Here is a 23,646-nt window from a genome sequence, read left to right on the forward strand (position 1 = left end):
ATCTTGCCTTCTCTTAACATCACCAAATTGATGCCGCTGGCAAAGCAGAGTTTAAATCTATAGCTCCCAATTTATACGGCTTGGGCTTAAGTCATAAGCCGAAAGACATATCAGTATTTGCAACTACGTAAGTCTGCGATGACATCATAGGGTTAATAGACAAACTACAACTGGATAAAACAATCTTTGGAGGCCTGACTAACGAAGTTTTGTTGCGGACACTATGACCTTTTTTATTCGGATAGCTGCCTAAGATTAATAAATATTGGACCTCCCTCAAAATTCCCGTCCCGACATACTCCCTCTACTATAAATAGCTGCACCAGAGGTAGTCGATAAGGCTACATGTAATCATCTTATGTAACAGCTCCCGATATCCGAACAGTTATTAAACCAAAGTGCAGAGCTATTTTTCCTACTCCTTTTATCAAAAAACCACTTAATCAGAAAAAATCTTTTACAGCATCCGAAAACTACGTCAGAGAGAAAACTGGATCAAGTAGCAACACTAGAGCAAGAGCACAAAAAGAAAGGGCTCTTCATTTAGAAAAAAACCTTACCTCCTATATCGAAACTCTCAGAAAACTGGATTTCATGGAGCACTAAACCAGTATCGCCCAATAAGAATAACCTGGACTTGAATCCAAAAGCGCTCTCAACATTGAGAGCTAAATAACCCCTATTTATATTTGTGTTCTTCCGAAGATCCAAGAAATACCTCAGGTATTAATGTCCGACTTGAGTACTATATTAACGATATACACAAGGCATCAATATAAACTGCGGATACTTTGCTTTGCAGGAAAGTCCTATGAAGTTTCAGATGAGATTGCTGACTGGCCTTAAAAGAAATTTTCCATCTAAAAGGTAAAACATGTTTAAATATAAATTTAAGGGAATATCTAAGAATAATGAAGAAAATATCTAAAAGAATATTAATTCTTGCATCAGCAGCTTTAACACTAGCACTGTGCTCTATTAATGGGGCAGCGACCCCCATTAATAATGAAGAAGCCTACACATTTACCACATGGAGCAAGCAAACTGCAGAGGGCTATAGCGGTGTTATCCGGGTTCCTGAAGACCGAACCAAGAAGAACAGTCGTAACATTTCCCTTCACTATATCAGGTTCCCAGCCACCGGAGAGATAGCAGGCCCACCAATTATCTACCTGGCGGGCGGCCCTGGAGGTTCAGGAATTATGGCAGTCAACTACCGCTTTGATATGTTTATGGCGCTGCGTAAATATGGTGATGTTATCGCCTTGGATCAACGTGGTACCGGTCGCTCAAACGACCTCCCCAATTGTGAATCGAATCAAATTGTACCACCACTTGAAGCCACCTCAGATACCCAGTACATCGATTACCATCGCAAAGCCCTAAAGGAATGTTTAGATTTTTGGGAAGCCAATGGCGTGAATCTAGCTGCCTACAACACGCTTGAGAACGCCCGGGACCTCGATGACTTAAGACGTCACTTGGGTACAGAAAAAATGGTACTGTGGGGTACATCCTATGGAAGCCATCTCTCTCTGGCTGCAGTAAAGGAGATCGAAGATTCCATCGATAGACTGGTTTTATCCAGCGCTGAAGGTTTAGCTCAAACCGTTAAACTACCCTCTCGAACAAATGACTACCTGAATCGCCTGCAGCAGGCAATCAACCAGCAACCAGCCGCAAAAACCGCCTACCCGGATATTAAGGCGCTTATTAGCAGAGTTCACAAGAAGCTGGAATCACGACCATTAAAAATTCAAATTCCGCAGCGGGATGGCAGTGAAGTCGATTACCTTCTGCAGCGCAGGGATATGCAGCAAATCGCCTCAGCGTTTATTGCAGACCCTAAAAGTGCCAGCCACCTCCTCAGGTTTTACCGCGACTTGGACCAGGGAAATGCTCCAAGTTTTGACAAGGTTCCCAGGCGCTACTTCCCTAGTGAATTCTTGCAACCGGGTATGCCCATATCACTGCATCCAATGCCAACGGCGATGGATATCGCATCTGGAATTGACAAAAAGCGTAAAGCACAGGTTGTGGATCAAGCGAGCAAATCACTACTTAAAGACTTCCTGAATTTCTCACTGCACTACGATAACCTGGCACCAGAGCTGGATCTTGGCGATAAATTTCGGGAGAAACCAGTTAGCGACATCCCCGTATTGCTATTGAGCGGAACTTTAGATGGAAGAACTTATCTCGAGGGCCAATATGAAGCGATTTCTGGATTCAAAAACGCTACCAAGATAACAGTGGAAAATGCAGGACACAATTTACTGATGGCCTCACCTGAGGTCCAGAATACGATCAACTTATTTATGGAAAATCGCCCAGTCCCAAATACCCATATCGTGGCTGAGCTACCCAATTTAGCGCCATAAGAGCCCTTAACTGGACAAGAGTTGCGGTAATGAAGTTGAAGCTTCAAAACCGTAACTTTCTCCTCGACCTCGCATCCACAAAGCCCTCACATTACCCTAGCCTTAGAAGCAACTGGAGGCTGGGGGATGACCAATATTACCGACGAAGTTCATCGTGGCGCCATCTGCGACCTCAGGGCGTTACAACAACCTGGCCTTGACACCTTCAAACGCTACATTCGTGGCAGCTTGCCTGGCCCCCCTTTCTGGCGTTTAACCGGTATGACCCCCACTGAAGCCGGCCTCGGTAAGGCAACTTATTCAATGCCCATTACCCCCTGGCTCGCCGATGGCACGGGCATTTATTGGGGAGGAATCTATGCAATGTTTGCAGACGCCCCTCTGGCCTCCGCAATTTGGACGACCCTACCTGCAGGTAGAGTGTTAAGCACATCAGAATTGAACATGTGCTTTATTCGTCCTATCACCAGCAGCACCCAGAATATTGTCGGTAGAGCAACGACTGTCCATTCAGGTAGCCAAGTGGGACTGTCCAGTATCCAGATCAACGATCAGGATGGCAGGACACTGGCCTACGGCAGCACTCGCTGCCTAATTGCCAACTTTCCAGTCAATCCAAACCAGGAGCTTCCTATCCCCGACCTGGGACCCACTGACACTCCTGACCCCTATCTACGACCACCTCCAAAAACATTCTTCTGTGATATGGCACACCTGCCGGAACAGGTCCCCATCGAACTCCAACGAACCACGATTAGTGAGGGACGGACTCATCCTATATGGATGCTCACAGGTTACCGCGCTGTAGAGGTGGAAAATGGTCGCTGTATCTCAACTATGCCCTCCTCTCCATGGTTTTCCAATGGAACACTATCCATCTATGGCGGACTCTTGGCGTGGGCTGCAGATTTCACCATGGGGGGAGCCGTCTACTCCACACTGCCCGCCGGCTCGATTTTTGCCACTCTCGACATGCACATTCGCTTTGCCCGTCCTGCCAAACTCAACAGCGGCGACCTGATCCTGGAGGCGCAGGTACTCCACCGCGGGCGGCAGTTGCGGGTATCCTCCTGCAATATTGATACACCCAGTGGTAAACGTGTGGCTATTGCAACAGGCTCAGCCCTGGTGATCCCCGGGGGCGCACAGATGTTGAGTGACGGTAAAGAGCCCGATGAAATCATCGCAACCGCTACCTCTGGCAAGCCTTGGACACCATAAAATTCAATGGCAGCAACAGGGCTATATTCAGGTAAAATACCCTCAAATATCAGCCCGCACGGCTGGTGAAATTTTAACCAATCATGCAGGTAAGACCTATCCAGGTCGCGGCTGCTGAAACCATAATTGTTGCGAGTAAGAGACTATGGCCTCACTGCAAGACCAACTGCTTCAGGCAGGACTTGTCGACAAAAAGAAAGCCAAACAAATCAGCAAAGATAAGCGCAAGCAGCAAAAAGTTGCTAATAAGTCCTCCCAGCCTCAGGTTGACGAAACAAAACTCGCGGCGCAGAAGACTCGAGCGGAAAAAGCCGCACGTGATCGCGCCCTCAATGCTGAGCGCGATGCCGCAGCGCAGCAGAAAGCAATTGCAGCACAGATCAAGCAATTAGTAGAAAAAAATCGCCAACCTTACTCAGGTGAAACAACCTATAATTTCACTTTCGAGAAAAAGATCAAAACTATCTATGTCAACGACGAATTGCGAGACCACCTGATTGCCGGACGATTAATGATCGTTGTTCAGGGTGGGCGCTTTGAACTGGTTCCACGAGTTATTGCCGAGAAGATTGCGGAACGCAATGCTGATATCGTAATCAAGCCCGCAGAAAGTACAGCAGTGGTAGACGAGGATGATCCCTATGCGGACTTCCAGATCCCCGACGACCTGATGTGGTAAGCCGTCAGATGGAGAAAGCTGTTATCCAAGCAGTAGAGCAATGGCTCACCGATGTAGTCGTAGGTCTCAATCTCTGCCCCTTCGCACGCAAACCTTTGCGTGCAGGGCAGATTCGCTTCAAAGTGAGCACTGCCACAGAGGATGAAGACCTTCTAAAAGACTTAATGTCCGAATTACGCCAGCTCGATGCCACCTCGGAAACTGAGCTGCTCACCACTTTATTGATTATTCCCAACCACTTGCACCAATTCAGCGATTACAATCAGTTCCTCGACATGGCAGAGTGGCTACTGGATCGCAATGACTATGCAGGTATTTATCAACTGGCAAGCTTCCACCCCGATTACCAGTTTGCCGGAACAGCGGCGGCTGATGCTGAAAACCTGACCAATCGCGCACCTTTCCCCATCTTGCACTTGTTGAGAGAGGAAAACCTGGAAAAAATGATTGATCTGTATCCAGATCCAGAAACTATTCCAGAAGATAATATCCGCAGGGTAGAATCCTTGAGCCACGAGGAAAAGCTAAAGTTATTTCCCTACTTATTTCGCCAGGTTAACAATAACCAATGAGACCATTGGCAGAGCTATTACGGCTGAGGAAACAGATCCGAGTTATTGGCTTTGATGATGCTCCTTTTGAAAAACAAAGGGGCGCGCCCGTTAGAATTAGTGGTATTGTCTGCACTAAAACTCGCTTCGAAGGAATGCTCTGGGGGCAAGTCAGCAAAGATGGAATGGAGGCTACTGATACACTTTCTGCCCTGCTAATAGAAAGTAAATTTTATAGTCAGGTAAATGTCGTACTGACCGATGGAGTGGCAGTAGGTGGTTTCAATATAATTGACTTACCAAAGCTGGCCAACACCCTGAAACGCCCCTGTATTGCATTAATGCGGAAACCACCCGATCTTGAAGCCATTGATAAGGCTCTACAAAATTTTCCTGACTACCTATTGCGCAAAAAAACCTTGTTAAAAGCTGGAAAAATCCATAAACACAACAACTTCCATTTTCAAGTGCAGGGCTGCGAACCAGAAGTGGCCGCACAAGTATTAGAGCAGGCCACCGACAGGGGGAATGTCCCCGAAGCGCTGCGTTTAGCCCACATGATTGGTGCAGCAGTAATGACCGGACAAAGCGGCAAACGCGCATAACCCCTATAGCATAACAGCTATAATGCCGCTTTAACCTCTATTGTTATGAGCCGGCCCACATGTCATGGTATATCCATCTTAAGCCCTTCGCTAACCCCACAGGGAAAGTAGAAAAGTGATCTGTCCCATTCACAATTTCTCCATTAAGCTTCAGCCCTCGGTAGTTGCGTGACTGTAAGCGCGCAAAAAACCGTTTATGCCCATCGACCATGTCATTACGCATGCGCCCTTTCTTTGTTGTCTCCAAAGCGCCAGTGGCAATATAGACATTTACCGCCAATGAATTGTTATGGCTTGCATATTTATCTTCCAAATCAAATATCATTTCATCCTTAAACCAGAGTGAAGGACTTGTCAGAATATAGCTGGAAAATAACTGAGGTTTAGTAAGTAATACCCAGGCGCCAAAAGACCCACCCAATGAATGGCCAGAGAGAATCCTACGCGTAGGATCAACCCGAAAAATACCCTCAATAAAGGGGATTACTTCCTTCTCGATAAACTTTAGGTATTCTTTGGCTCCACCTGTGGTATAGCGTTTCCAGCCTGTATCGACCATAGGTGTAAGATCTCTAACTCGGCTAAATTGTCCGTTTTCACCATGGGCAAATGAAATACCAACGATAATGGCTTTATCCATATCTTCGAAATGTGTAACACCTGAAGCTACCTTAAATGTATGGGGCCCATCGTTAAGATATATTACCGGGTAGATCTCATTTTTAGTGTTATCCTCTGAATAATTTTTTGGAAGCTTCACATACAGGTCATATTTACGCTCAAGGATTTCAGAGTCAACCGTATAGATTTTAGATCCGGCCAGTTCAAAAGATTCTGAAATCTTAGTGATAAGTGGCCCTGCATTTATCGAACAGGACAACAGGGAAATAACCACCAGAAAAATAAATCTAATCATAGACAACCTTAACATTTATTGTACTTAACATAGAGATAAGAATAATCTTAGCTATAAGCCATAAGAAAATTCAGCAAGTATCAGCAATTCAAGCTGCACAGCAAAAAATCAAAGGGGAAGTAAGATTTACAGATTGAAATTTTAATTATGAACCAGATATATCTGATCGAGTATAATTGATAAGCTCATCCTGAATCTTTTCAACCTGTTGGTAATATCGGTGCAAAGAGGCACCCGTCAACCTGTTACTTACAGGGAGATCAAGTCTCAATGGATCAACAGCTCGTCCATCCTTATGAATTTCATAATGTAGATGACGCCCCTGAACACGCCCTGTAGCACCCAGGTAACCAATTGTCTGCCCCTGCCTAACCCGAACTCCTTTATTGATTCCTTTCGCATATCCTTTCAGGTGAGCATAAATGGTTTTTATTCCAGAATTGTGGCGAATACGAATATAATTACCAAAGCTACCGAAATAAGAAGCTCGTTCAACAATACCATCACCTGCGGCTAATATTGGTGTACCTAAGGGAGCACCAAAGTCCAATCCTTTGTGCATTCGGGTATATCCCAAAACAGGGTGTTTGCGGCGACCAAAATAGGAGGAAAGCCTTGCGTTCTCTAATGGTGTACGCATTAGAAGCCCTCTCGAACTTTGGCCTTCAGGATAAAAATAATCTGCAATGCGCGACCCTTCGTCAGAAAAGCGATATAAAGTAATCTTTTTCCCACTTAAAACCAGTTCGGCAAACACTAGTTTATTTAGCTCTTCATTGCCTGTCTGGGTATCAACCGAAGTATCATAAAAAACTGAAAATTGATCGCCATCTCGAATTTGCCGCTGAAAGTCTACGGAGTAACTAAATATTTCATTGAGCTTTGTGAGTACAGCATTAGATAGTCCAGACCTTCTCCCACTCTGGTACAAATTTCCAGATATTACACCCTTAACATAGTGCTTTCTGGCGCCAACAGGGCTTTTAATCTGGTGAGCCGTAAAGTTTTTACCTTCCCTAACCAGCTCTAAGCGTTGCGCAAATCCTATAGAAAGGATAATTTTATTAAGTTTTTCAGTAGGGCTTATTACCAATTCAAATTCTTTACCAACGGGCATGGTACTGACATTGATATGCCCCGACAAAGCCTTGATTACTCTATGTGCCTCTGCTTGATCAATCCCATTATCTACCAGTAATGACAAAACTCCTTGGTTTTTTGCCAGCCAAACTTTCTTCGTGCGCTCTTTACCCCCTTCCTCAACCTTACCTCTAAGTGGTGGAGAAACCGCCCTACTCTGGTCTTCATATTCTTGATAACTTATAGGAAGATCAGTCAGGTGAGGCAACATATGTGACAAATCATATGGCATCAATTTAATATTAGAATAAGCTTCTGACAACGGGGCTGCCATCGCCATTGAATTGATCGGTACAAGGGCTAATAACATAGCTATCTTCCAGAGATCGGCCAACAAGAAAACTACTTTCCGCTTGAGGAGCCGTCCTGTATTTCTTATGCAATGAATCATATAAAGCAGCCCTTTTAATTCGCTAGTAAAGGTGCTGGATTGATTCTTTTACCCTCTTTGATTAACTCAAAATGAAGATGTGGCCCAGTCACGCGTCCCGATATACCGACAGTTCCTATCGACTGTCCAGCTCGTACAGATTGCCCTACTTCGACTTCCCGATCATGCAAATGCGAGTAAAGTGTTTTCGTGCTATTACCGTGATCAATAATTACTATTTTCCCATAATTCTTATGTTTATATTCATCTGTAGACACTATTACAACACCAGTTGCAGCTGAAACCACAGGAGTACCTAGCGGTGCCGCAAAGTCAGTACCTTCATGTGACTTCTTACGAATTTCACTTAAATCCCCAAAAGGACTACTGATACGTGCACTATCAACAGGGACTATCAAAGTGACAACTTCTTCTGAAGCCATTGTCAAGTCGGGCCTTAAGAGAAGGCCTCCCAATATTAAAATTGCCGAACAACTACAAAATAGCATTGCCCGAAAATGAACTTCTAAATCGCTATTGGTAGTATCCTTCTTGGAGTGCTCCATAATATTCATCAGTCTACGTCTGAAAAATGGAACCTGACTCGATCCTTTGAGAAAAGAGAATGCAACTGCCCAATCACTTGCCTTGTGTGAAGAGTTCTTTCGCAGCGTATCGATCATTGTCTGTGCATATACTCGGTGCAGATCCTGCTTACAAGACTTTAGAACCTCTCGATCACATCCTAATTCAACTGACCAGCTAAACCGAGATTTCATCCAGCCTAAAAAGGGGTTGAACCATAAAATACAAGTAAAGATATGCACCATCAGGATCAGTAAAGGGTCCAATCTTTTTAAATGCATAATTTCATGCTCAACAATCAAATTACGCTCGTCCGTATCCAATGATAAAACATAGGCGGGAAGTACCAGTTTACGGTTTAAGAAATGCATCACAAATGGCGTAACTGCTGCTTGCGTAATAAAAACCTGAGTTTTACTTCTGCGCAAATAATCACTTTGAGATGAAGTGAACAATTGACCAAATTCTATAATAGGAAGCTGACCCTTTGTTATCAAACTTAATCTCTTACCATAGAAAAATTGGCTCAATATCACTTTCAATAGCTTAAAGAATACGCCACTCGCATATAAAAGTAGCCAAAAAATAGCCAGTAACTCAATAACGCTTAAAGATGTAGGTACATAATTTTGTAACGCCATATTTACAGGCAGTATAGAAGCACCATCTTGAGCAACGGGCAGTTCAAAATTCAGATCCGGAACCAAACCTAAAGTCAACCTATCGGTTACTTGCGCAAGGATAAATGGAGAACCAGAAACCACTAGGGCACACAGCCAAAAGCTCCTCCATTGGTAAATAGCTTTAAATCTATATCCTCCATAAATAGTGACCAGCCAGATAACGGCAAACACCATTCCCGCCCATAAAACTGAGAAGAAAGAGATAACCAGAAAATCCAGTGAAAATGGTAAAAGTGAAGAGACTATTTCAGTCATGACCTATTTACCGTCCTCATTATCTGGCTCAGAATCAGGCCAGGCATCAAGCACTGCCTGAAGCTCCTCAATATCCTCTTCACTCATTAACTTACTACCGGCAAACATCGCCACAGGGAGAGGACCATCGAGCTCCAAAACTCTCTCAGCAAAGTCTCTTGCATATAAAGCCAAGGTTTCCACCTTATCAACCGTAGGGCTATAGACATGAATTCCATGGATCTCTGATTGAGTCACAAGCGACTTGTCCCGCATACGATCCAGGGTCTTTCGTGTAGAAGAGTAAGACCACTCCAATTCAGGCTTTACTCGATCATGTAACTCTCTAGCACTCAATGGTTTTTGCTTCCAGAGAGCCTTCAATAACGCGAGTTCAGACGGGGACGGCTTTATTTCTCTCATTGTATTTTCCCTTGTGACAGACAGGGCTATCCTGCTACATAAGTACACAGTGTGCGACAATAGTCGCACTCAGTCAATAAGCACCTCGCGAAACTTATTTCGATTATTTTTTATACAAGTGTGATAAGTAAGATCGCTTGGTGAATAACCGAAGCAGCAAGGCTGGCCGCCCACCAATCTATTTTTGCTCAGCCCAAGCACCAACTAATGACAGCTTTCCAAACAGATACCTGCTTTGAGCTCTTGGGGATTGCAGAACAAGCACCAGACACAACCCCAACCCAAACCCTTGGCGCTCAAAAAACGCATGGGATATGGCTTTACCATTGTAGAAGGGAGTAAAATACCAGCAGCTAAAAGAAATCGGCATGCAGTTATCAGAACAATAAACCACCAATCCCATTTGGCCGGCTACCCTAAACTTACCAGATAAATAAGTACCATCAGAAGTGGAGCATATTCTGCAGTATTTACATGTGCCCTTACTCATTTCTGCACAGTGTTATCAGGATCAAACGAATGCCCAGCCTAAATTGCATACTTGCCACGCCCAACAGTAACAAGTACACCTAGCAAAAGAGATAATGCCGCTAACAGCCCAATACATAAGTAGTAAACATTCATAGAAATCTCCATTTTCTACGCTATTTGTAAAGGGGGAAAATAGCCGGCTCCCCCTTTCCAAAGATTCTCACACTACAAAGATACAGGTTTTATTAGCATTTTAGAGAATCACAGTCTTATCTTTGGAGTCGACCGCAAATAATGCAACCAGAGAGAATTGTGAAAAGCCCTGATCAGTGGACAGATACTCTTTACACCAAAACCTGAGGTCATCTGACAATTTAGCCAAGGCATCATGCCTTTCCACGTCAGAGTCATACTGAGAAGCCAATCCGACAAAGTGGCATCGCACAACCACTTTAGAGTCATTGCTACGATTATCATCTGTTATTGATATTGTCACAGCAGCCGATAGAGGCTCCCAACCAATCAAGAAGTACAGGGAGTTATCATTTACGTTTTCATCAAGCTTTGAAATCGCAAGCTGCAATGCTTCAGAAAGATCCTGATAGATACCTTCCGTCGTCTTCGCTCCACTTTCCGACCGATGCACCTCATACTCGGTATCAGCACTATCTCCCAAGCCAAAAAGGGAGGGAGATTTCTCTACCTGCCAGACCAACCCCATAAATCCTCCAAATATATCGAAACTAATAAAAGAATAGTCTACGAGATTTATAGACGGAGCACACTGATCAGCCTTCTGACCTCCTCCCTATGCCCCTACTGGAAACTAAAATTGAGCTAATTTACCCGGAAATAGATCCAGAATTGGCCTCAGGTACCAAGCCTATCACTTGGCTACAGGACGCTCTGAAACACGCATAGTGATATCTGCATGGAAAACTTCAACCCCACTTGTATCGACAACACTTACAGGCATTACCACATCTCCAACCTGAATTGCTTTAAAGTCGGGGCACTCACAAACAGCACGAAGATTTGTCTTCGCCATCTTTAAGTACTTAACCTCCATGCCTACTGGTATCCAGCGAAAGCGTCGGTCCAGAGATACATCCAGGCATATACCACCAGCCAGCTCCGCAGCATTACACATAGCGATAGCATGAACTGTACCGATATGATTGGTTACACTCCATCGTTTACCTAGTAAAACCTCCACCCTACCGGGTGTTATTTCAGCAAAACGTGGCTTTATTGATCGAAAATATGGCGCCTTTAAGGCCACTACATTAGATACCGCCCAGCGGCCCAATGCTGAGCTGCCAAACCTGCTCCAAAGGTTGAGCACCGGGCTTTTTGAAGATTGATAATCCATCTTGCCTCACTATCTTAAAAGTCGAGTCACCGCTCTAAACAAATGAATTTAAATTACTTGCGCGAACTATATATCAGTTTTCAATAGCCTAAAGTAATCAGATCTATCAGTTTTATTGACATGCACTTTATTCAAAATAGAACAATAGATAAATGTTAAATAACAATTCAACCGGAAAACAACTCATGTAGATTGGGGCCATAACAATTCACAGCCATTAAAGCCAACTCCATTATCGATCGAAATAAGTGTAAAAACAGGACAACAAGCAATGTTGGCGCATGTAATATGATTTAGATTTGGATATATACCTAACTCTATCTGACAGAAGGAAAATACACTTAGCAACTATTAACTACAAAAAGTAGGTATCAATATGGCCATGCCTCCAGCCGCTGCACTCAATCTAATGACTACAAATACTTCCAACTTTTTAAAAACATATCCTGTTAGAATTTGGGGAAACACCGGGGCTTCTGCAGTAAGGCAGTATTGTATAGGAAATGGTGGCAACTCCTACCGCCCCGGAACAGTATTGGGCACTCATAACATGCATACCACCGAGGCCTTCCAGATTCGTGGATCTATGTTTTATATGGCAACTAATCCACACCTGTTTTTTACGCACTCTATTCACATGGATGCTGGAGCAGCAAACCTGGGGTTCTATCGCCTACCACCTGCTACAGGACCATCCATAATGGTGACAGGTCAACTTTCTGCCTGCTCTTTTGTGATTCGTCCTGTAGTTGGCAGTACCGCTTTGGATGTAGCTCATATTCGACCCGCAGGAATCAGCGGCACAGTCCTTCGCAATAATTTGTCAGCCACATACGGAACCGCTTTTGTGTATGGAACCAGTGATCAGCGAGGATTTTATAACGGAGCCAATAGAACAGTTTCTGTAATTGGTATAAGAACAGGAACTAACTGGAAAATTTATGCCCAGAAGCACGATCGAACAACCGGAGATTACCGAATTATGAGTGTTTATATGATTTATCCAAGCCACCAAAAGATGTAACGTAAGGGGAAGATCTACTCAAAAAGAAAAATAGAGCACGATAGTATAGTACAGAGAGAACTCCTCCTCACTGCCTCACCTGCCTCCACTTACAGCGCGACCCGTTCAAACTAGAACCGGGGCTCCCTACCATAAGGGTTACCCCTGAAAAACAAGCCTAAGTTAACTTTTGGCGGTACTCTCTGGGCAGCATACCTTTATTTCGACGAAATGCTCGCCTTAATTGCTCTTGCGACTTAAAGCCACAAATAGTCGCTATACGCTCCTGAGTTAATGCTTGAGTAGCCAAAAGCTGGCAAACCTTCTCAATACGAATCTTCTCAACAAAACGACCTGGAGTAATCCCCATATCTTGAGTAAAACAGCGTGCAAAATTCCTTGGACTCATTGATGCCTTTTCTGCAAGACTATTAACACACAGAATTTTATCTAGATTATTATGAATCCACTGGATCAACTCTAAAAAACGGTCACTCTTTAACTGGCTCATTAAATAAGTACTATTCTGCTTATGATCAGAATCCCGTTTCAGATATAAAACCATCAACTGCGCAACAGACAAAGCGATGCCCCGACCAAAATCATCCTCTACCATTGCCAGGGCCATGTCGACGCCTGCACTAACACCTGCCGAAGTATATATATGACCATCTTTAACAAATACCGATTCTGAATCAACATCCACTTCTGGAAATTTTCTCAGCTGATCAATGTATCTCCAATGGGTTGTAGCCCGCCGCCCATTAAGCAAACCTATTGTTGCAAGAATCAGGGCTCCATTACCAATAGACCCTATACGCTGCACCAAACCAGACTGGAGAGAAAGCCATCGTTTTAGACATTCGCTTACCTTAAAGGTGTCAGGAGTGTTAAGGTTACCACTCAAAAGGAGAGTGTGGATACCTCTTGAATCAGTAAAACATTTATCTGAACATAACCTAAGACCCGATGATATTTTCTTGGTATCCCCATCCTCAGCTAAAAACTCCACATCGTACTGATCATCACAACTAAAACCTCTGTCTCTTAATTGCTGATTCGCTAGAGAAAAAACCTCTGCAGGCCCCATCACATCTAAAGAGTGCGCACCTGGATAAAATACGATTGATACTTTCTTTTTACTGTTCATTTTAACTTGAAGAATATATGTAAAACTATATACCAACACCAAAAATTGCAATGCGGACTATTAAGCTATTAAGGAAAACTTCAGGAGTACTATTTTAGGAAGGCTATGCATCCATAAAGGATATGCAAAAATCCATAGCGGAAGCTGAACTAAAGGGCTGTAATATATTTCAGTGCTGAACTTGAGATATTACAAATAAGTTAATCCTTCGTTTTACCTGTGTAACCTAATAGACAAACACGACTGCAAAGCAGTAAGAATTGATCCACGGTGACTTCTTACCTCAACAAGATATGTCTGACAAAAACTCCATTTATTGGCCATACTTTAAGATATAAATACATTACATCTGCATCTTACTTAATATTGACACTGTACGAATCAATATTACTGATCATTAACATTTTTAAATAAGCTAATCTTGCCAATAAGGTACCAGCTTTTTATATTCTGTAAAGTAATAATCTTATTTTTTTTCGGAATATAGGGTCGCCCATCAAATAGTCATACATCCTGCCAAATAAACTGTAATTGCAGCCACCAGGCTCCTGAAAAAAGCACCTGTAAATCCTCCTCAGCCAAATCCACACAAAGAGGCATCAAGCAACAAAAGATAAATATAATCATTTCTAATTGCAGGGCGTCAGGCTTCATTTGTTTGATTCAACTCATCTAATACATACTGATTACAAGGAGAACCACAGAAAAGCACAATCAAAGAACCTGTAAATTTAACAAGCGCTCACAAAAGCAAAGGATACACTTTATCTCCAAAATTGATTCCTTTAACGTGAAAATTTTAAAGCTCTGCAAAATAGACAAGCTGGTTACCTAACGCCCTAAAAACAAGTACCTTAATAGCAGAACCTGTCTTCGATGACCAACAACTGTCAAAGCAGCTTAAAAACACAAGTAAAAATCACTATTTCAATAAGCTTATAATAAATGAAACAATAAAAGTAATGCACCGAAATAGAGCGTACCCAACCATCTCTGTGAAAAACAAATCTATTCCGGCTAAATATAAAGGAGTGCAAGCTTAAAAAGAGCAGCCTTAAAAATTAAGGGAATCCAAAATATGCGACCACCAGCTTCAATAATACCAAGCATATAAGCCAAAAAATATTCAAAAAATATCGGACAAGGTAAAAACATGAGATTTACATTAATCCTAAATTTCACCAAAAACTGCAGACTAAAATATGACAACGTGAACAGTCGCACATATTTTACAGCCAACCCAAACACAAGAACCACTTTACAATTATTTACTTGACCATAAAGGCATTGAAAAAATATTTTACAGTTCAATAAAAAATGATAGTACCTTGCAGGAGTAACCTTCCATGCCCTTAGTGAAAGTCTCTTCCGAGCATTTAATTACAGTTGCCACAGAAGAAATCCGGCGAGGCAATATTTTTATGCTATCCGAGCCTCACGGAAATGACATTTGCGTAGATATAACAAAAAATGTTATGGCTCGTTCTGCTGGGGGAAACAACAAACTTATGCTCGAAGCCCCGATCCAAATGCATTCGGAAACACGTAGAGATTTGGAACACTTTCTATCAACAACACACACCCCAAGGCTAAAGGAGTTACCCTCCTATGCACTTAAAACCGGCTGGGCACTAAGCTGTGTAGATGGAGACTTTCGGGTAGGATTAAATGTTGATATTCGCCAGGCTCGGATGGTCGGACGCTACTCACAAGCCAGGCAGGCATTTATTGCCGGCAATATTAGCAGGGTAGCCAAAACTACCAATAAAGGATGCTTCGTTCTTTATGGCAGGAATCATATTACTGGAGCCAAAAAATCAACTCGTAGAACAGGCCTCTTTCCTGAAGATATAATTAGCTTGGCTGAACTACTAACTGGAAGAGGGTATAAACAACGAACTCGATACCAGCTCATTGATGGAAAAACTAAAGTTTATGCTCAAGCAGTGGGTCGTGCAGAGCTGCTTTAAATCAGCTTCACTGAAAACTCAGCGCTCATCACATTTTTTATATATGGTAAACCAGTTGAATAGAGCTACCTTATGGTAGCCTGAAGACTTCTTTCACATATGAATATTAAAAATTATTAATAGAAAATATAGGCCAAGGATAGGCTTCTAAACTTGGGGATTATCCATAGATAGTGACACACCAGCAGTTACTTTATAAAATATTCAAGAGAGGATATATCCATGCCTAAATTTGTTATTGAAGATACGGATGTAACAACTGGACCAGCACAACTTCAAAGAAATGCATTTTATCGAAATGTAGTACCAGACGACCTAAACCCCCTTGACCTTGTAGCCCGGAAAATACTAGCCCATAAATTTTCCAACTTACATGATCCACAAAATTCTGTAAGGCAAGCAATGAGAGATGTAGAGACAGTTGCCTGCGTTATTGCAGGCAAGGGAACTTTACTCGTATCACATAATAGTAGCTTTGGTGCTCACGGAGGAAACAATCAAGAAGTAGAACTTGCTACTGCTGCAGCATTTAAAGATCTCAGAGCTCGCGGTTTCGTCAATATTACCGATTATCATGTTCTCAGTCCAATTAGGAAGCTACGAAGAACGTTCCATGCAGAAATGCAAATACTAAAAGCCTGTTCGGAACATAATAGAGAAATCCAAGGTGGCATTATTGGTGTATCAAAACCCTGTTGTGGCAAATGCGCTAAAGTTCTCAAAGCCTTTAGGATTAATTTCTCGCTCTACAGTAAATCTCCTATCGGTGACTGGGTTTCTCCAGAGATTGATCAGATCAAAATCACATCAAAATCTGCCATTTGAAAATTTTAACACTCGGTAATCTACAAAGGACTACCGAGTAACGTTATCTTTTCCCAAAAATAAATTTTGTATCAAAGAACTTCTATCCCATAGTAAGCTCACACTTTCATTATAGCTTTTCTTTCCTAAATATCGACCTAGAGGGTCATATGGATACTGGATAACATCCTGAAACTGCTCTATCCCATTTTCTACTTTTAGCTTTTTCACTCGTATTAACTGCTTACGAAACTTAAAGCAATATCGAGCTCTCTGCCCCCCTCTCACCTCATATTTCTTTAATAGCATTGCTTTCGGTGTTATAAAAAAATTAAATTGCGCAGAAGCAGGATTATAAAACTGGCCCAATTCACCTAGAGCACATTGGTAAAGGTCATAAAATCTACGAACAGCTTCTTTAAGATTTATTACCTGAGCATATTTACTGTACTCACCAAATCCTATTAAAATTAAAGCAAGATAACTAAAGGTAGAATCCATTAAACGCTCTGACCTTCTAGCAGTAAAATTTTGCAAACGGCGGGGATCACAAACTCTCAATAACCCCAGCCCATAGCCTGGCTGATATCAAACCATCATATTCCCACCGCAACCTGTAGTGACTATTCTCCGCTTCAATCAGCTGCCTCAGGTAATTATACTTATATTTTCTAACCTCCCCTGATGTAGCTTCTTTAATAGTCTACCCAATGAGTCGTACTCAAAGTGGGGTTTAATACTTTCACCTGTCTATATACCTGTTATTACTGTAGAGCAAATCAGATGGCCGGCGTTATTATAGGTATATCGAGTAACATGGCCATCGAATCCAACTCCCTCAATCAGGCGACTATTAAGATCATAAGTCAGTCGATGCAGTTCATCTTTCTCATTCGTCAAGCCGATTAAGTTAACTCGCAACCTAGTAATATTTCAAACAACTACCATCGGATTGATACGACTTCTAAATGACCGATAGCATCATAGGTATAAGCAGTACTGACCCCACACTCACTTGAAACTTTAGTAAGTAGCCCGTGATGGTTGAAATTGTATTGGGTGCGAGTGCTTCTTCTGGTAACTTCGATATTAAAATAACTAGAATGATCATATCTGTAGCGTGCTATATCACCATCTTCACACTCCACCAGCTCCAGACGGCCAATGCGATCAAATCGATAGTGACATGACCAGCGATATCTTTGAAAGCCTGCTCCCTTCCCCATAGATATAGCGAGTACTATTACCCAGAGGAAAGGTAATTGAGTAAGTTATACCACTAGAGGTATATTCCTATTGCGTTTTGTTACCAAGTGGGTCCTTCAAAGCAACAACCTGGCCATTTTGATAGTAACTATTCAATCAACTTTTACCAGAAGGGTCACTAAACTTTATGGGGAAGCCTTTTTCGTTATATTTAATAGGATAATTATTACCTTTATTATCAACGGTCTGAATTAAGCGGCCCAGGTTATCATACCGAAATACTTCGTCACGAGTAGTGCCATCTTCACCAGGTAATTGTATCCTGGTAATTTGGCCAAGATCGGTATAGTGATATAAAGTCACCCTCCCTTCCACATCTCTGTAATAGGTAGGTAAAGCACGCCCATTAAAGCGAAAACGTTGTTGTGCCCCACCGGTATCGCTCACTGTTACTCCGTGACCATCACTATCCCATGAAAACTGGTAATTATAGATGGCTTTTCCATTGATAGGATCTCCCCACTGTCTTACACAACGCGTAGAGAAATCATCTATATCCCACTGAAAATGGAGGCGATAGCTTGTTTTTAAGGTCCTCTGTGTAATGATATGTTGATGGTATTCATACTTTTCACTACTGCCTTTTCTATCAACAGCTTCTATCAGATTACTCTCACTATCAAATATATACCGCGCAATCACCCTGGAGCTACCATCACGGAATTTTTTCGTCAGAGTACTTATTTGGTGGCTTTCTGGATTTTCATCTGGTGGAGTCAGAAGTAGTGTCTCGCCAAAACTACTTTCGATCGAGGCCAAACGCTCACCTATATAGTGAAAAAAGTAAAAATTACCATAATCATCACAAATTTCAGCGAGTTTTAATGTGCCGCTCTTCCCGATGGCTTTAAAGTGCTTTTGTACGCCGTTTGAAGTCCCGTAAGATGTGACGATCCAATGCTCGTCATTTACCCGAGTGAGAGTTAATTGTTCAGAAATATTATGACTGCGAGAAGTATCCCCAGGTGCAGGCAAGCTTATTATTCGACCCTCAGCATCAAAGAACAGCACAGGTTTACCAGGGCGCCATACTAAACGTTCACTTAAAGAATGAGACCACCCATAGCCCAAACCGAAATCTCGTAAATTACCACTACGATATGTACGGGTTATAGATAAAGGTAATGGGCCTCTCAGTTCAACATCTACTAAAGTAATATTTACTTCACCGGTTTTTAAGTTAATCGAGTTACCAGCTTCACAAGTGTTAATACTTTTCTGGCAGATATTATGACTATAGTTTTCACCAGTTTCACTGCAGTAATTATCTCTATCAAGTGAACTCTCTGTAACCTCATTTATCTCTACATAGCTTGAATTCGTGTTATGGGACTGCCTGGATTTTTTAGTGGTCTTCTCAGAATTAGTTATTACTGCTAAACCGCTATTATCATTAACTGGTAAAAATCCTCGACTGTTGCTTTGTCGTGGATTTAACTTAGGGGTTCTGTTTCCGGATATTCCTACATCTTCTTTCCCGGTGCTATATCCTGGATTTTTGGCTAATAATTTACGCTGCTTTTTCAATCTGGCAAAATCAAACATCAAATTGCCAATGCTCCGGAAAGCATTTACCAGACGCGTATTTTTAGTCAGGGACTCTACGCTAACATCTCCCTCGGTCAGTGCCGCAAGCGCTATAGTAAGGATAATTTCGAAAGTACCACTTTCTGTCAACTCCGTAAGACTCTGACCATACTTCGTTTTAATGTAATCCTGTGCAAACCGAAAAACCGCTCCACGCAGTATGGGATCGCTATAGATGACTTCAGCTATGTTAAAACTCAGACGAAGCTGCTTCTTGGAGACCGAGTCAGGATTAAATCCCAGCGGCCCTACTACTCCTCGATATAGTGAAGTAACACATTCAGCACTAACCTTTTCCGGCTTCTTGTCATATAATACATAATCGATTGCTTCTGTACTAAATTCAAATGACTGGCGCGCTGGACTTACCACCGCTTTAACCTCAGTAACACTTTTCGACCAAATAGGCAGGCTCCATTCTCTACGAGAAGGTCCTTTAAGAATAACTTTTACCTTGTCCTCGCTTATTGATTTATCAGACTTAGTATTGACAACCTGATTAGTCAAGGCTTTATCCGCGCACTGCTGAACAATAACCTGTTGCAGGCCCATGCGAATTTTAGCAACCAACTCTGTTTGCAGATCCCCTAATACAGAATGAGGTAACGGGGCCTCTTCAATAATTAAACGGCTATCCATCAATGCGAGATAAATGGCCTTATCGCGATCATTTAGATGACCGGGAACATTACTTGATTGGGTATTGAAATATTTATTTCGTTCATGCTTTGTATCAGGTGTGGGAGTATTATATATACCGAGATACTGATCATATATCAATTTTAAAGTATTGGTATCAAACATCCCTAGTAATTCAGTAGCATCAACCACCCTCTTAGGGTGAGCCTCGTAAGTCCAACCAGCCCGCACCACATAACGGGCACCCTGAAAATTTTCAATATAGAGCTGTATCAAAAGTTAAATCCTATTAACTACCGACCACTAATTTAACAGTTATTAAATAACCGAATCCATTCAGAATTGCTAAAGCAGTATCTCGTGTCTGTTACCGCAAAGTTGATTGAACTTACTTCCATCTAAAAACATAACCCTTATGCTATAGTCGGCCTGCATTAACAGCTGACGGTCAAAAAACAACCTCACGCCACTGGGTAACGTCTATATAAGCTCCACTGGATAGCAGTCCCATCAAACCTGGCATCATCAAACTACCCACTCTACCTTTTAATTAGTGCTTTCTACTAACAGCCAAGATAGCGATAAAACCTGCCAAAACAATAGATAAATTCATAAACTACCCACAATTTATAATTATCTGCTAAATTTTAACTAAATAGTTACAAAACATACCCAGAAATTCCCGAGCTTATTGTCTTAAGCATCAAACATGATGCTCAAAAGAATGACTTAACCCGGGAAACTAACTTAATTTTGAATTTCGTGACAGGAAAAAACGATTACAGCAGAATACACAGTAAGCGCCACGAATAGATGAAAAGTTTGATCCAATATCAATTATTATCTATCGATAAAAGCAAATTCAGACAAATACCCCACTATTTATTAATTTTAATACAGCAAGCTACAATTTATAGTTTTAAATAGTGACAGGAACACACAGCATACCAGACTCCTAATCTCTCTCAAAAATATACTTAAGGCCTAAAATCGTTCCTCCAATCTAAATCCATATATTTTATTATATGTATCTATCATCAATATAACGAATCTTCAATATACGAGATCGGCTAGATAATCCAGCCGATCTCAAAAAAACATCAATTACTTACGATAAAACTGCTCGATTTCCCAGAGTAGCTGGAAATATTTCCGCTCCAACCACTTTTCCAGTTTCCATAATGTTTTATTCGGTAAGTACCTGATGGTGTATCTTCTCCAATAATCCACTGCCCTTCTGCAAATGAACAAGCCATACAATCAATAGCCGTATCCCGTGTCCAAATAAAACGTGTATCTAAATCATCGTCACTAAGATAAGTTTCCCAACTGCCATTAACTTTGCGCTGTACTTCAATAAAAGTACCTTCAGTTTTTGGATCGTTGCGGGGATGGCCGGAACGAAAGCTAACAGATACCATATCACCTATGCTGTAACTACTATTTACATCATCCCATACCTGTCCAAAGGACTCCCACAGGCGCTTATCATCATAAACAACTCCAATGACATTAATAATTTGATCATCAGATAAATCCTCAGGAGTAGGCCCAGGAGCTATTTCCACACCATTGACCATTGCATAAGCCATTTCGGTATATATTTGTCGATAAGCCGCAAGGGTATTCGGACCATAAATTGTGTGAGCTCCTTCATAATGCTGTCTGTCATATTCTTCTGGGGTAGTTATGTAACCGGAATAGGCATTTGCCAAACCTGCAATCACAACGGTAGTGACACCACTCTCCTCCAAAGCTGACAATACTTCTGCCTCGAGACGCCGTCCTGCCATGGTGGTCATTTCACCTGGCGCAGCTACCAGAGCAATAGATCCTATACGAAATAGCTGGAAAGGCAGGTAGGGTGTATAAAGTGCCTGACCAACCACTTCGCGCTCTACAAACGTAGGTTTGGGGTACTGGCAGGGATCATCTTGAGTATCTTCATATACTGCTGCTGCAGAGAATAGATTCATTAAGCCAAAAAGGGGATAGCCATCAATCACTGACTCGAATAACCCTGCACTTCTATCCCAGTCCTCACCCTCATTTTCCACAGACATCCCTTCAAAAATTCCATCAATTTCACTGGGGCCATCCCAGGTTGACCCCGCGGTAAATGACCAGCCCACTGCGCCTTCACAAATTTCCTGCTGTCCATCACCGGTAAATTCACCAGCTACGGTATACCCCGGGAAATAGATGTGTTGATGCCGATAATCCAAGCTATCTTCAAGCTTCACAGATGCTGATTGATAAAGTGACTGTGCTTTGGCAACTTGCTTTTCTGCGGCTAAAATTAAGCTGTCATATTCAGTATTTCCACATCCATCTCTGGGTCCACAAATATTCGGGGATGCGTCTCCCAGGTTACTATTGGCAAATGCTGCCGTAAATTCACTTGCTGCACCCTGCTTAACCGCCCAAGATTCTAACAATTGACTCGCCGCACCTTTATGATCGGCGCTGAGTTGACGCTGCCCAGTACCCAAAGAGACATTGTGTACTGCGAACCAATTGATAATTCCCAAAGCATTATTATTTCCATCAACTAGTTTAAGCTGGGTCACTGTTTTATTGGTATCGTACTGGTAATTATTAGAATCAGTATTTCCTGCATAGGGAATCGGATTTCGGTTGATACTGGTATCCAGTAATGTCCCCTGCTCTATAAATATGTCACCTGGAGTTAACCCGCTGTCCGCTTCAACGATTGATTGAAAGATACCATCAACAATGACTTTATAGTTATCTTCGGCATATCCGAGGGCACTCATATTTAGCATGACATAATGATCATAGCCTCCTGGACCAACATGAGTATGTGTGGCGGTCAGCATCACATTCTGTTCAGTATACTTACTATTGCCGTACCAACTCTTTAACTTATCTACAACCCCCTGTTTAACGCCTTGAGGAATTCCCTGTAAGTCTGCCGACACAAAAACTAAACGCTTGTCGTCAGCGCTATCAGAAATCACAAATGCACGTGACCATAAGCGGGTGTGGATCCCCTTCGTCGTTTGACCTGTATCGCCATAACCCACCATACCAACATCAGCTGCCGGTCCTGTAATATCATACTTTCCAACTCCGACAAGCCATTCAGATGAATTTGCAAGTGACGGGTACCCAATGAGTAACACCAGGGCAATAAGACAACCATTAATCATTGTTTTCATTATTTCTCCAGAATCATTTCGTGCAGGAATACACCCGTCGTTTCACGAGCGTGAAGACGTGTCTTATTCACTGAAAGTTGATATCTAAATAGATCGCTGCCGAGTAACTCGGAAACACACTTTTAGACATTGAGCCAATTCAATACTTGGCTTTTATTATTTCGTCCTGAAAAGCAGCTTTATTATTTTCAATAAGCACTTTAAACAGCCATTGCCTCCTTGTCTTTGATGCACTAAAGCTGAAGGACAGATCTAGCGCGCTATTCAGAATACCTTACTTGGCAGTATTTGGTACAATCTATACAAATAATTATCCGCCATAAATCTATTAAACTTCAAACTTGAAAATAGTTATTTTGAGTATCAGCTGATTTTTAAGAGTATAAAAAACCTAAACCTGCTTAAATCAAGCAA

Annotated in this window: 19 protein-coding genes; 8 read left to right on the forward strand and 11 right to left on the reverse strand. The window is 42.1% G+C overall.

Going from position 1 to position 23,646, the window contains the following annotated elements; translation table 11 throughout:
• The first annotated feature begins 911 nt into the window (after positions 1-911).
• From BTJ40_RS15265 to BTJ40_RS15285, 5 genes are all read left to right on the forward strand, one after another.
• Positions 912-2,381, forward strand: a complete 1,470-nt coding sequence (locus tag BTJ40_RS15265; protein ID WP_108733902.1) for an alpha/beta hydrolase — start codon at positions 912-914, stop codon at positions 2,379-2,381.
• Positions 2,382-2,507: 126 nt separating this feature from the next.
• The gene (locus BTJ40_RS15270) at positions 2,508-3,602 is read left to right on the forward strand and encodes a PaaI family thioesterase (protein ID WP_108733903.1); all 1,095 of its coding nucleotides are present in this window, start codon (positions 2,508-2,510) and stop codon (positions 3,600-3,602) included.
• Between the two features lie 145 nt (positions 3,603-3,747).
• Positions 3,748-4,281 carry a DUF2058 domain-containing protein gene (locus BTJ40_RS15275; protein WP_108733904.1) on the forward strand — a complete coding sequence of 178 codons (534 nt, stop codon included), beginning with the start codon at positions 3,748-3,750 and terminating at the stop codon, positions 4,279-4,281.
• 8 nt (positions 4,282-4,289) lie between these two features.
• Positions 4,290-4,853, forward strand: coding sequence for a DUF1415 domain-containing protein (locus tag BTJ40_RS15280; protein ID WP_108733905.1), 564 nt, complete (start codon positions 4,290-4,292; stop codon positions 4,851-4,853).
• A complete protein-coding gene (locus BTJ40_RS15285) occupies positions 4,850-5,437 on the forward strand; it encodes a DUF99 family protein (RefSeq protein ID WP_108733906.1) in 588 nt (195 codons plus the stop codon). Before BTJ40_RS15280 ends, BTJ40_RS15285 begins: the two co-directional genes overlap by 4 nt.
• Before the next feature lie 43 nt (positions 5,438-5,480).
• On the opposite strand, the gene BTJ40_RS15290 is transcribed toward BTJ40_RS15285, so the two are convergent.
• The 6 genes from BTJ40_RS15290 to BTJ40_RS15315 all read right to left on the reverse strand — a co-directional run bounded on the left by BTJ40_RS15290 (position 5,481) and on the right by BTJ40_RS15315 (position 11,631).
• Positions 5,481-6,353: an alpha/beta hydrolase gene (locus tag BTJ40_RS15290; protein WP_108733907.1), complete on the reverse strand. Its 873-nt coding sequence runs from the start codon at positions 6,351-6,353 to the stop codon at positions 5,481-5,483.
• A 145-nt stretch (positions 6,354-6,498) separates the two neighbouring features.
• Entirely contained in the window at positions 6,499-7,803 is a 1,305-nt protein-coding gene (locus tag BTJ40_RS15295) for a M23 family metallopeptidase (protein ID WP_157954104.1), read from the reverse strand.
• A gap of 95 nt (positions 7,804-7,898) precedes the next feature.
• Positions 7,899-9,386, reverse strand: coding sequence for a M23/M56 family metallopeptidase (locus tag BTJ40_RS15300; RefSeq protein WP_108733909.1), 1,488 nt, complete (start codon positions 9,384-9,386; stop codon positions 7,899-7,901).
• Positions 9,387-9,389: 3 nt separating this feature from the next.
• Positions 9,390-9,788, reverse strand: a complete 399-nt coding sequence (locus tag BTJ40_RS15305) for a BlaI/MecI/CopY family transcriptional regulator (protein WP_108733910.1) — start codon at positions 9,786-9,788, stop codon at positions 9,390-9,392.
• Positions 9,789-10,512: 724 nt separating this feature from the next.
• Positions 10,513-10,980 carry a hypothetical protein gene (locus tag BTJ40_RS15310; RefSeq protein ID WP_108733911.1) on the reverse strand — a complete coding sequence of 156 codons (468 nt, stop codon included), beginning with the start codon at positions 10,978-10,980 and terminating at the stop codon, positions 10,513-10,515.
• Between the two features lie 165 nt (positions 10,981-11,145).
• Positions 11,146-11,631, reverse strand: coding sequence for a hotdog fold domain-containing protein (locus BTJ40_RS15315; protein WP_108733912.1), 486 nt, complete (start codon positions 11,629-11,631; stop codon positions 11,146-11,148).
• Between the two features lie 376 nt (positions 11,632-12,007).
• Here BTJ40_RS15315 and BTJ40_RS15320 point away from each other — a divergent pair, with 376 nt between their 5' ends.
• On the forward strand, positions 12,008-12,655 hold the full coding sequence (locus BTJ40_RS15320; protein WP_108733913.1) for a hypothetical protein: 648 nt from the start codon (positions 12,008-12,010) through the stop codon (positions 12,653-12,655).
• Positions 12,656-12,812: 157 nt separating this feature from the next.
• Here BTJ40_RS15320 and BTJ40_RS15325 read toward each other — a convergent pair whose 3' ends face one another.
• The gene (locus BTJ40_RS15325; protein ID WP_157954105.1) at positions 12,813-13,784 is read right to left on the reverse strand and encodes a GlxA family transcriptional regulator; all 972 of its coding nucleotides are present in this window, start codon (positions 13,782-13,784) and stop codon (positions 12,813-12,815) included.
• A 1,346-nt stretch (positions 13,785-15,130) separates the two neighbouring features.
• Here BTJ40_RS15325 and BTJ40_RS15335 point away from each other — a divergent pair.
• Together BTJ40_RS15335 and BTJ40_RS15340 are read left to right on the forward strand one after the other, a co-directional pair.
• Positions 15,131-15,754, forward strand: a complete 624-nt coding sequence (locus BTJ40_RS15335; protein ID WP_108733916.1) for a hypothetical protein — start codon at positions 15,131-15,133, stop codon at positions 15,752-15,754.
• A gap of 222 nt (positions 15,755-15,976) precedes the next feature.
• A complete protein-coding gene (locus tag BTJ40_RS15340) occupies positions 15,977-16,579 on the forward strand; it encodes a hypothetical protein (protein ID WP_108733917.1) in 603 nt (200 codons plus the stop codon).
• 30 nt (positions 16,580-16,609) lie between these two features.
• Here the strand turns inward: BTJ40_RS15340 and BTJ40_RS15345 are convergent, their stop codons facing one another.
• The 4 genes from BTJ40_RS15345 to BTJ40_RS15360 all read right to left on the reverse strand — a co-directional run bounded on the left by BTJ40_RS15345 (position 16,610) and on the right by BTJ40_RS15360 (position 23,232).
• Entirely contained in the window at positions 16,610-17,059 is a 450-nt protein-coding gene (locus BTJ40_RS15345) for a hypothetical protein (protein WP_108733918.1), read from the reverse strand.
• A 249-nt stretch (positions 17,060-17,308) separates the two neighbouring features.
• Entirely contained in the window at positions 17,309-17,479 is a 171-nt protein-coding gene (locus BTJ40_RS23205; protein WP_369974256.1) for a hypothetical protein, read from the reverse strand.
• A 441-nt stretch (positions 17,480-17,920) separates the two neighbouring features.
• A complete protein-coding gene (locus BTJ40_RS15355) occupies positions 17,921-20,326 on the reverse strand; it encodes a DUF6531 domain-containing protein (protein WP_108733920.1) in 2,406 nt (801 codons plus the stop codon).
• Positions 20,327-21,150: 824 nt separating this feature from the next.
• Positions 21,151-23,232, reverse strand: a complete 2,082-nt coding sequence (locus BTJ40_RS15360) for a neutral/alkaline non-lysosomal ceramidase N-terminal domain-containing protein (RefSeq protein WP_238152021.1) — start codon at positions 23,230-23,232, stop codon at positions 21,151-21,153.
• Positions 23,233-23,646 lie beyond the last annotated feature (414 nt).

This window comes from Microbulbifer sp. A4B17 (assembly GCF_003076275.1).
GTDB lineage: Bacteria > Pseudomonadota > Gammaproteobacteria > Pseudomonadales > Cellvibrionaceae > Microbulbifer.

Excerpts from the sequence above, each read along its gene's own strand:
- BTJ40_RS15265 (WP_108733902.1), top strand. The coding sequence starts at position 912 with ATGAAGAAAATATCTAAAAGAATATTAATTCTTGCATCAGCAGCTTTA.
- BTJ40_RS15270 (WP_108733903.1), top strand. The coding sequence starts at position 2,508 with ATGACCAATATTACCGACGAAGTTCATCGTGGCGCCATCTGCGACCTC.
- BTJ40_RS15275 (WP_108733904.1), top strand. The coding sequence starts at position 3,748 with ATGGCCTCACTGCAAGACCAACTGCTTCAGGCAGGACTTGTCGACAAA.
- BTJ40_RS15280 (WP_108733905.1), top strand. The coding sequence starts at position 4,290 with ATGGAGAAAGCTGTTATCCAAGCAGTAGAGCAATGGCTCACCGATGTA.
- BTJ40_RS15285 (WP_108733906.1), top strand. The coding sequence starts at position 4,850 with ATGAGACCATTGGCAGAGCTATTACGGCTGAGGAAACAGATCCGAGTT.
- BTJ40_RS15290 (WP_108733907.1), bottom strand. The coding sequence starts at position 6,353 with ATGATTAGATTTATTTTTCTGGTGGTTATTTCCCTGTTGTCCTGTTCG.
- BTJ40_RS15295 (WP_157954104.1), bottom strand. The coding sequence starts at position 7,803 with ATGTTATTAGCCCTTGTACCGATCAATTCAATGGCGATGGCAGCCCCG.
- BTJ40_RS15300 (WP_108733909.1), bottom strand. The coding sequence starts at position 9,386 with ATGACTGAAATAGTCTCTTCACTTTTACCATTTTCACTGGATTTTCTG.
- BTJ40_RS15305 (WP_108733910.1), bottom strand. The coding sequence starts at position 9,788 with ATGAGAGAAATAAAGCCGTCCCCGTCTGAACTCGCGTTATTGAAGGCT.
- BTJ40_RS15310 (WP_108733911.1), bottom strand. The coding sequence starts at position 10,980 with ATGGGGTTGGTCTGGCAGGTAGAGAAATCTCCCTCCCTTTTTGGCTTG.
- BTJ40_RS15315 (WP_108733912.1), bottom strand. The coding sequence starts at position 11,631 with ATGGATTATCAATCTTCAAAAAGCCCGGTGCTCAACCTTTGGAGCAGG.
- BTJ40_RS15320 (WP_108733913.1), top strand. The coding sequence starts at position 12,008 with ATGGCCATGCCTCCAGCCGCTGCACTCAATCTAATGACTACAAATACT.
- BTJ40_RS15325 (WP_157954105.1), bottom strand. The coding sequence starts at position 13,784 with ATGAACAGTAAAAAGAAAGTATCAATCGTATTTTATCCAGGTGCGCAC.
- BTJ40_RS15335 (WP_108733916.1), top strand. The coding sequence starts at position 15,131 with ATGCCCTTAGTGAAAGTCTCTTCCGAGCATTTAATTACAGTTGCCACA.
- BTJ40_RS15340 (WP_108733917.1), top strand. The coding sequence starts at position 15,977 with ATGCCTAAATTTGTTATTGAAGATACGGATGTAACAACTGGACCAGCA.
- BTJ40_RS15345 (WP_108733918.1), bottom strand. The coding sequence starts at position 17,059 with ATGGATTCTACCTTTAGTTATCTTGCTTTAATTTTAATAGGATTTGGT.
- BTJ40_RS15360 (WP_238152021.1), bottom strand. The coding sequence starts at position 23,232 with ATGAAAACAATGATTAATGGTTGTCTTATTGCCCTGGTGTTACTCATT.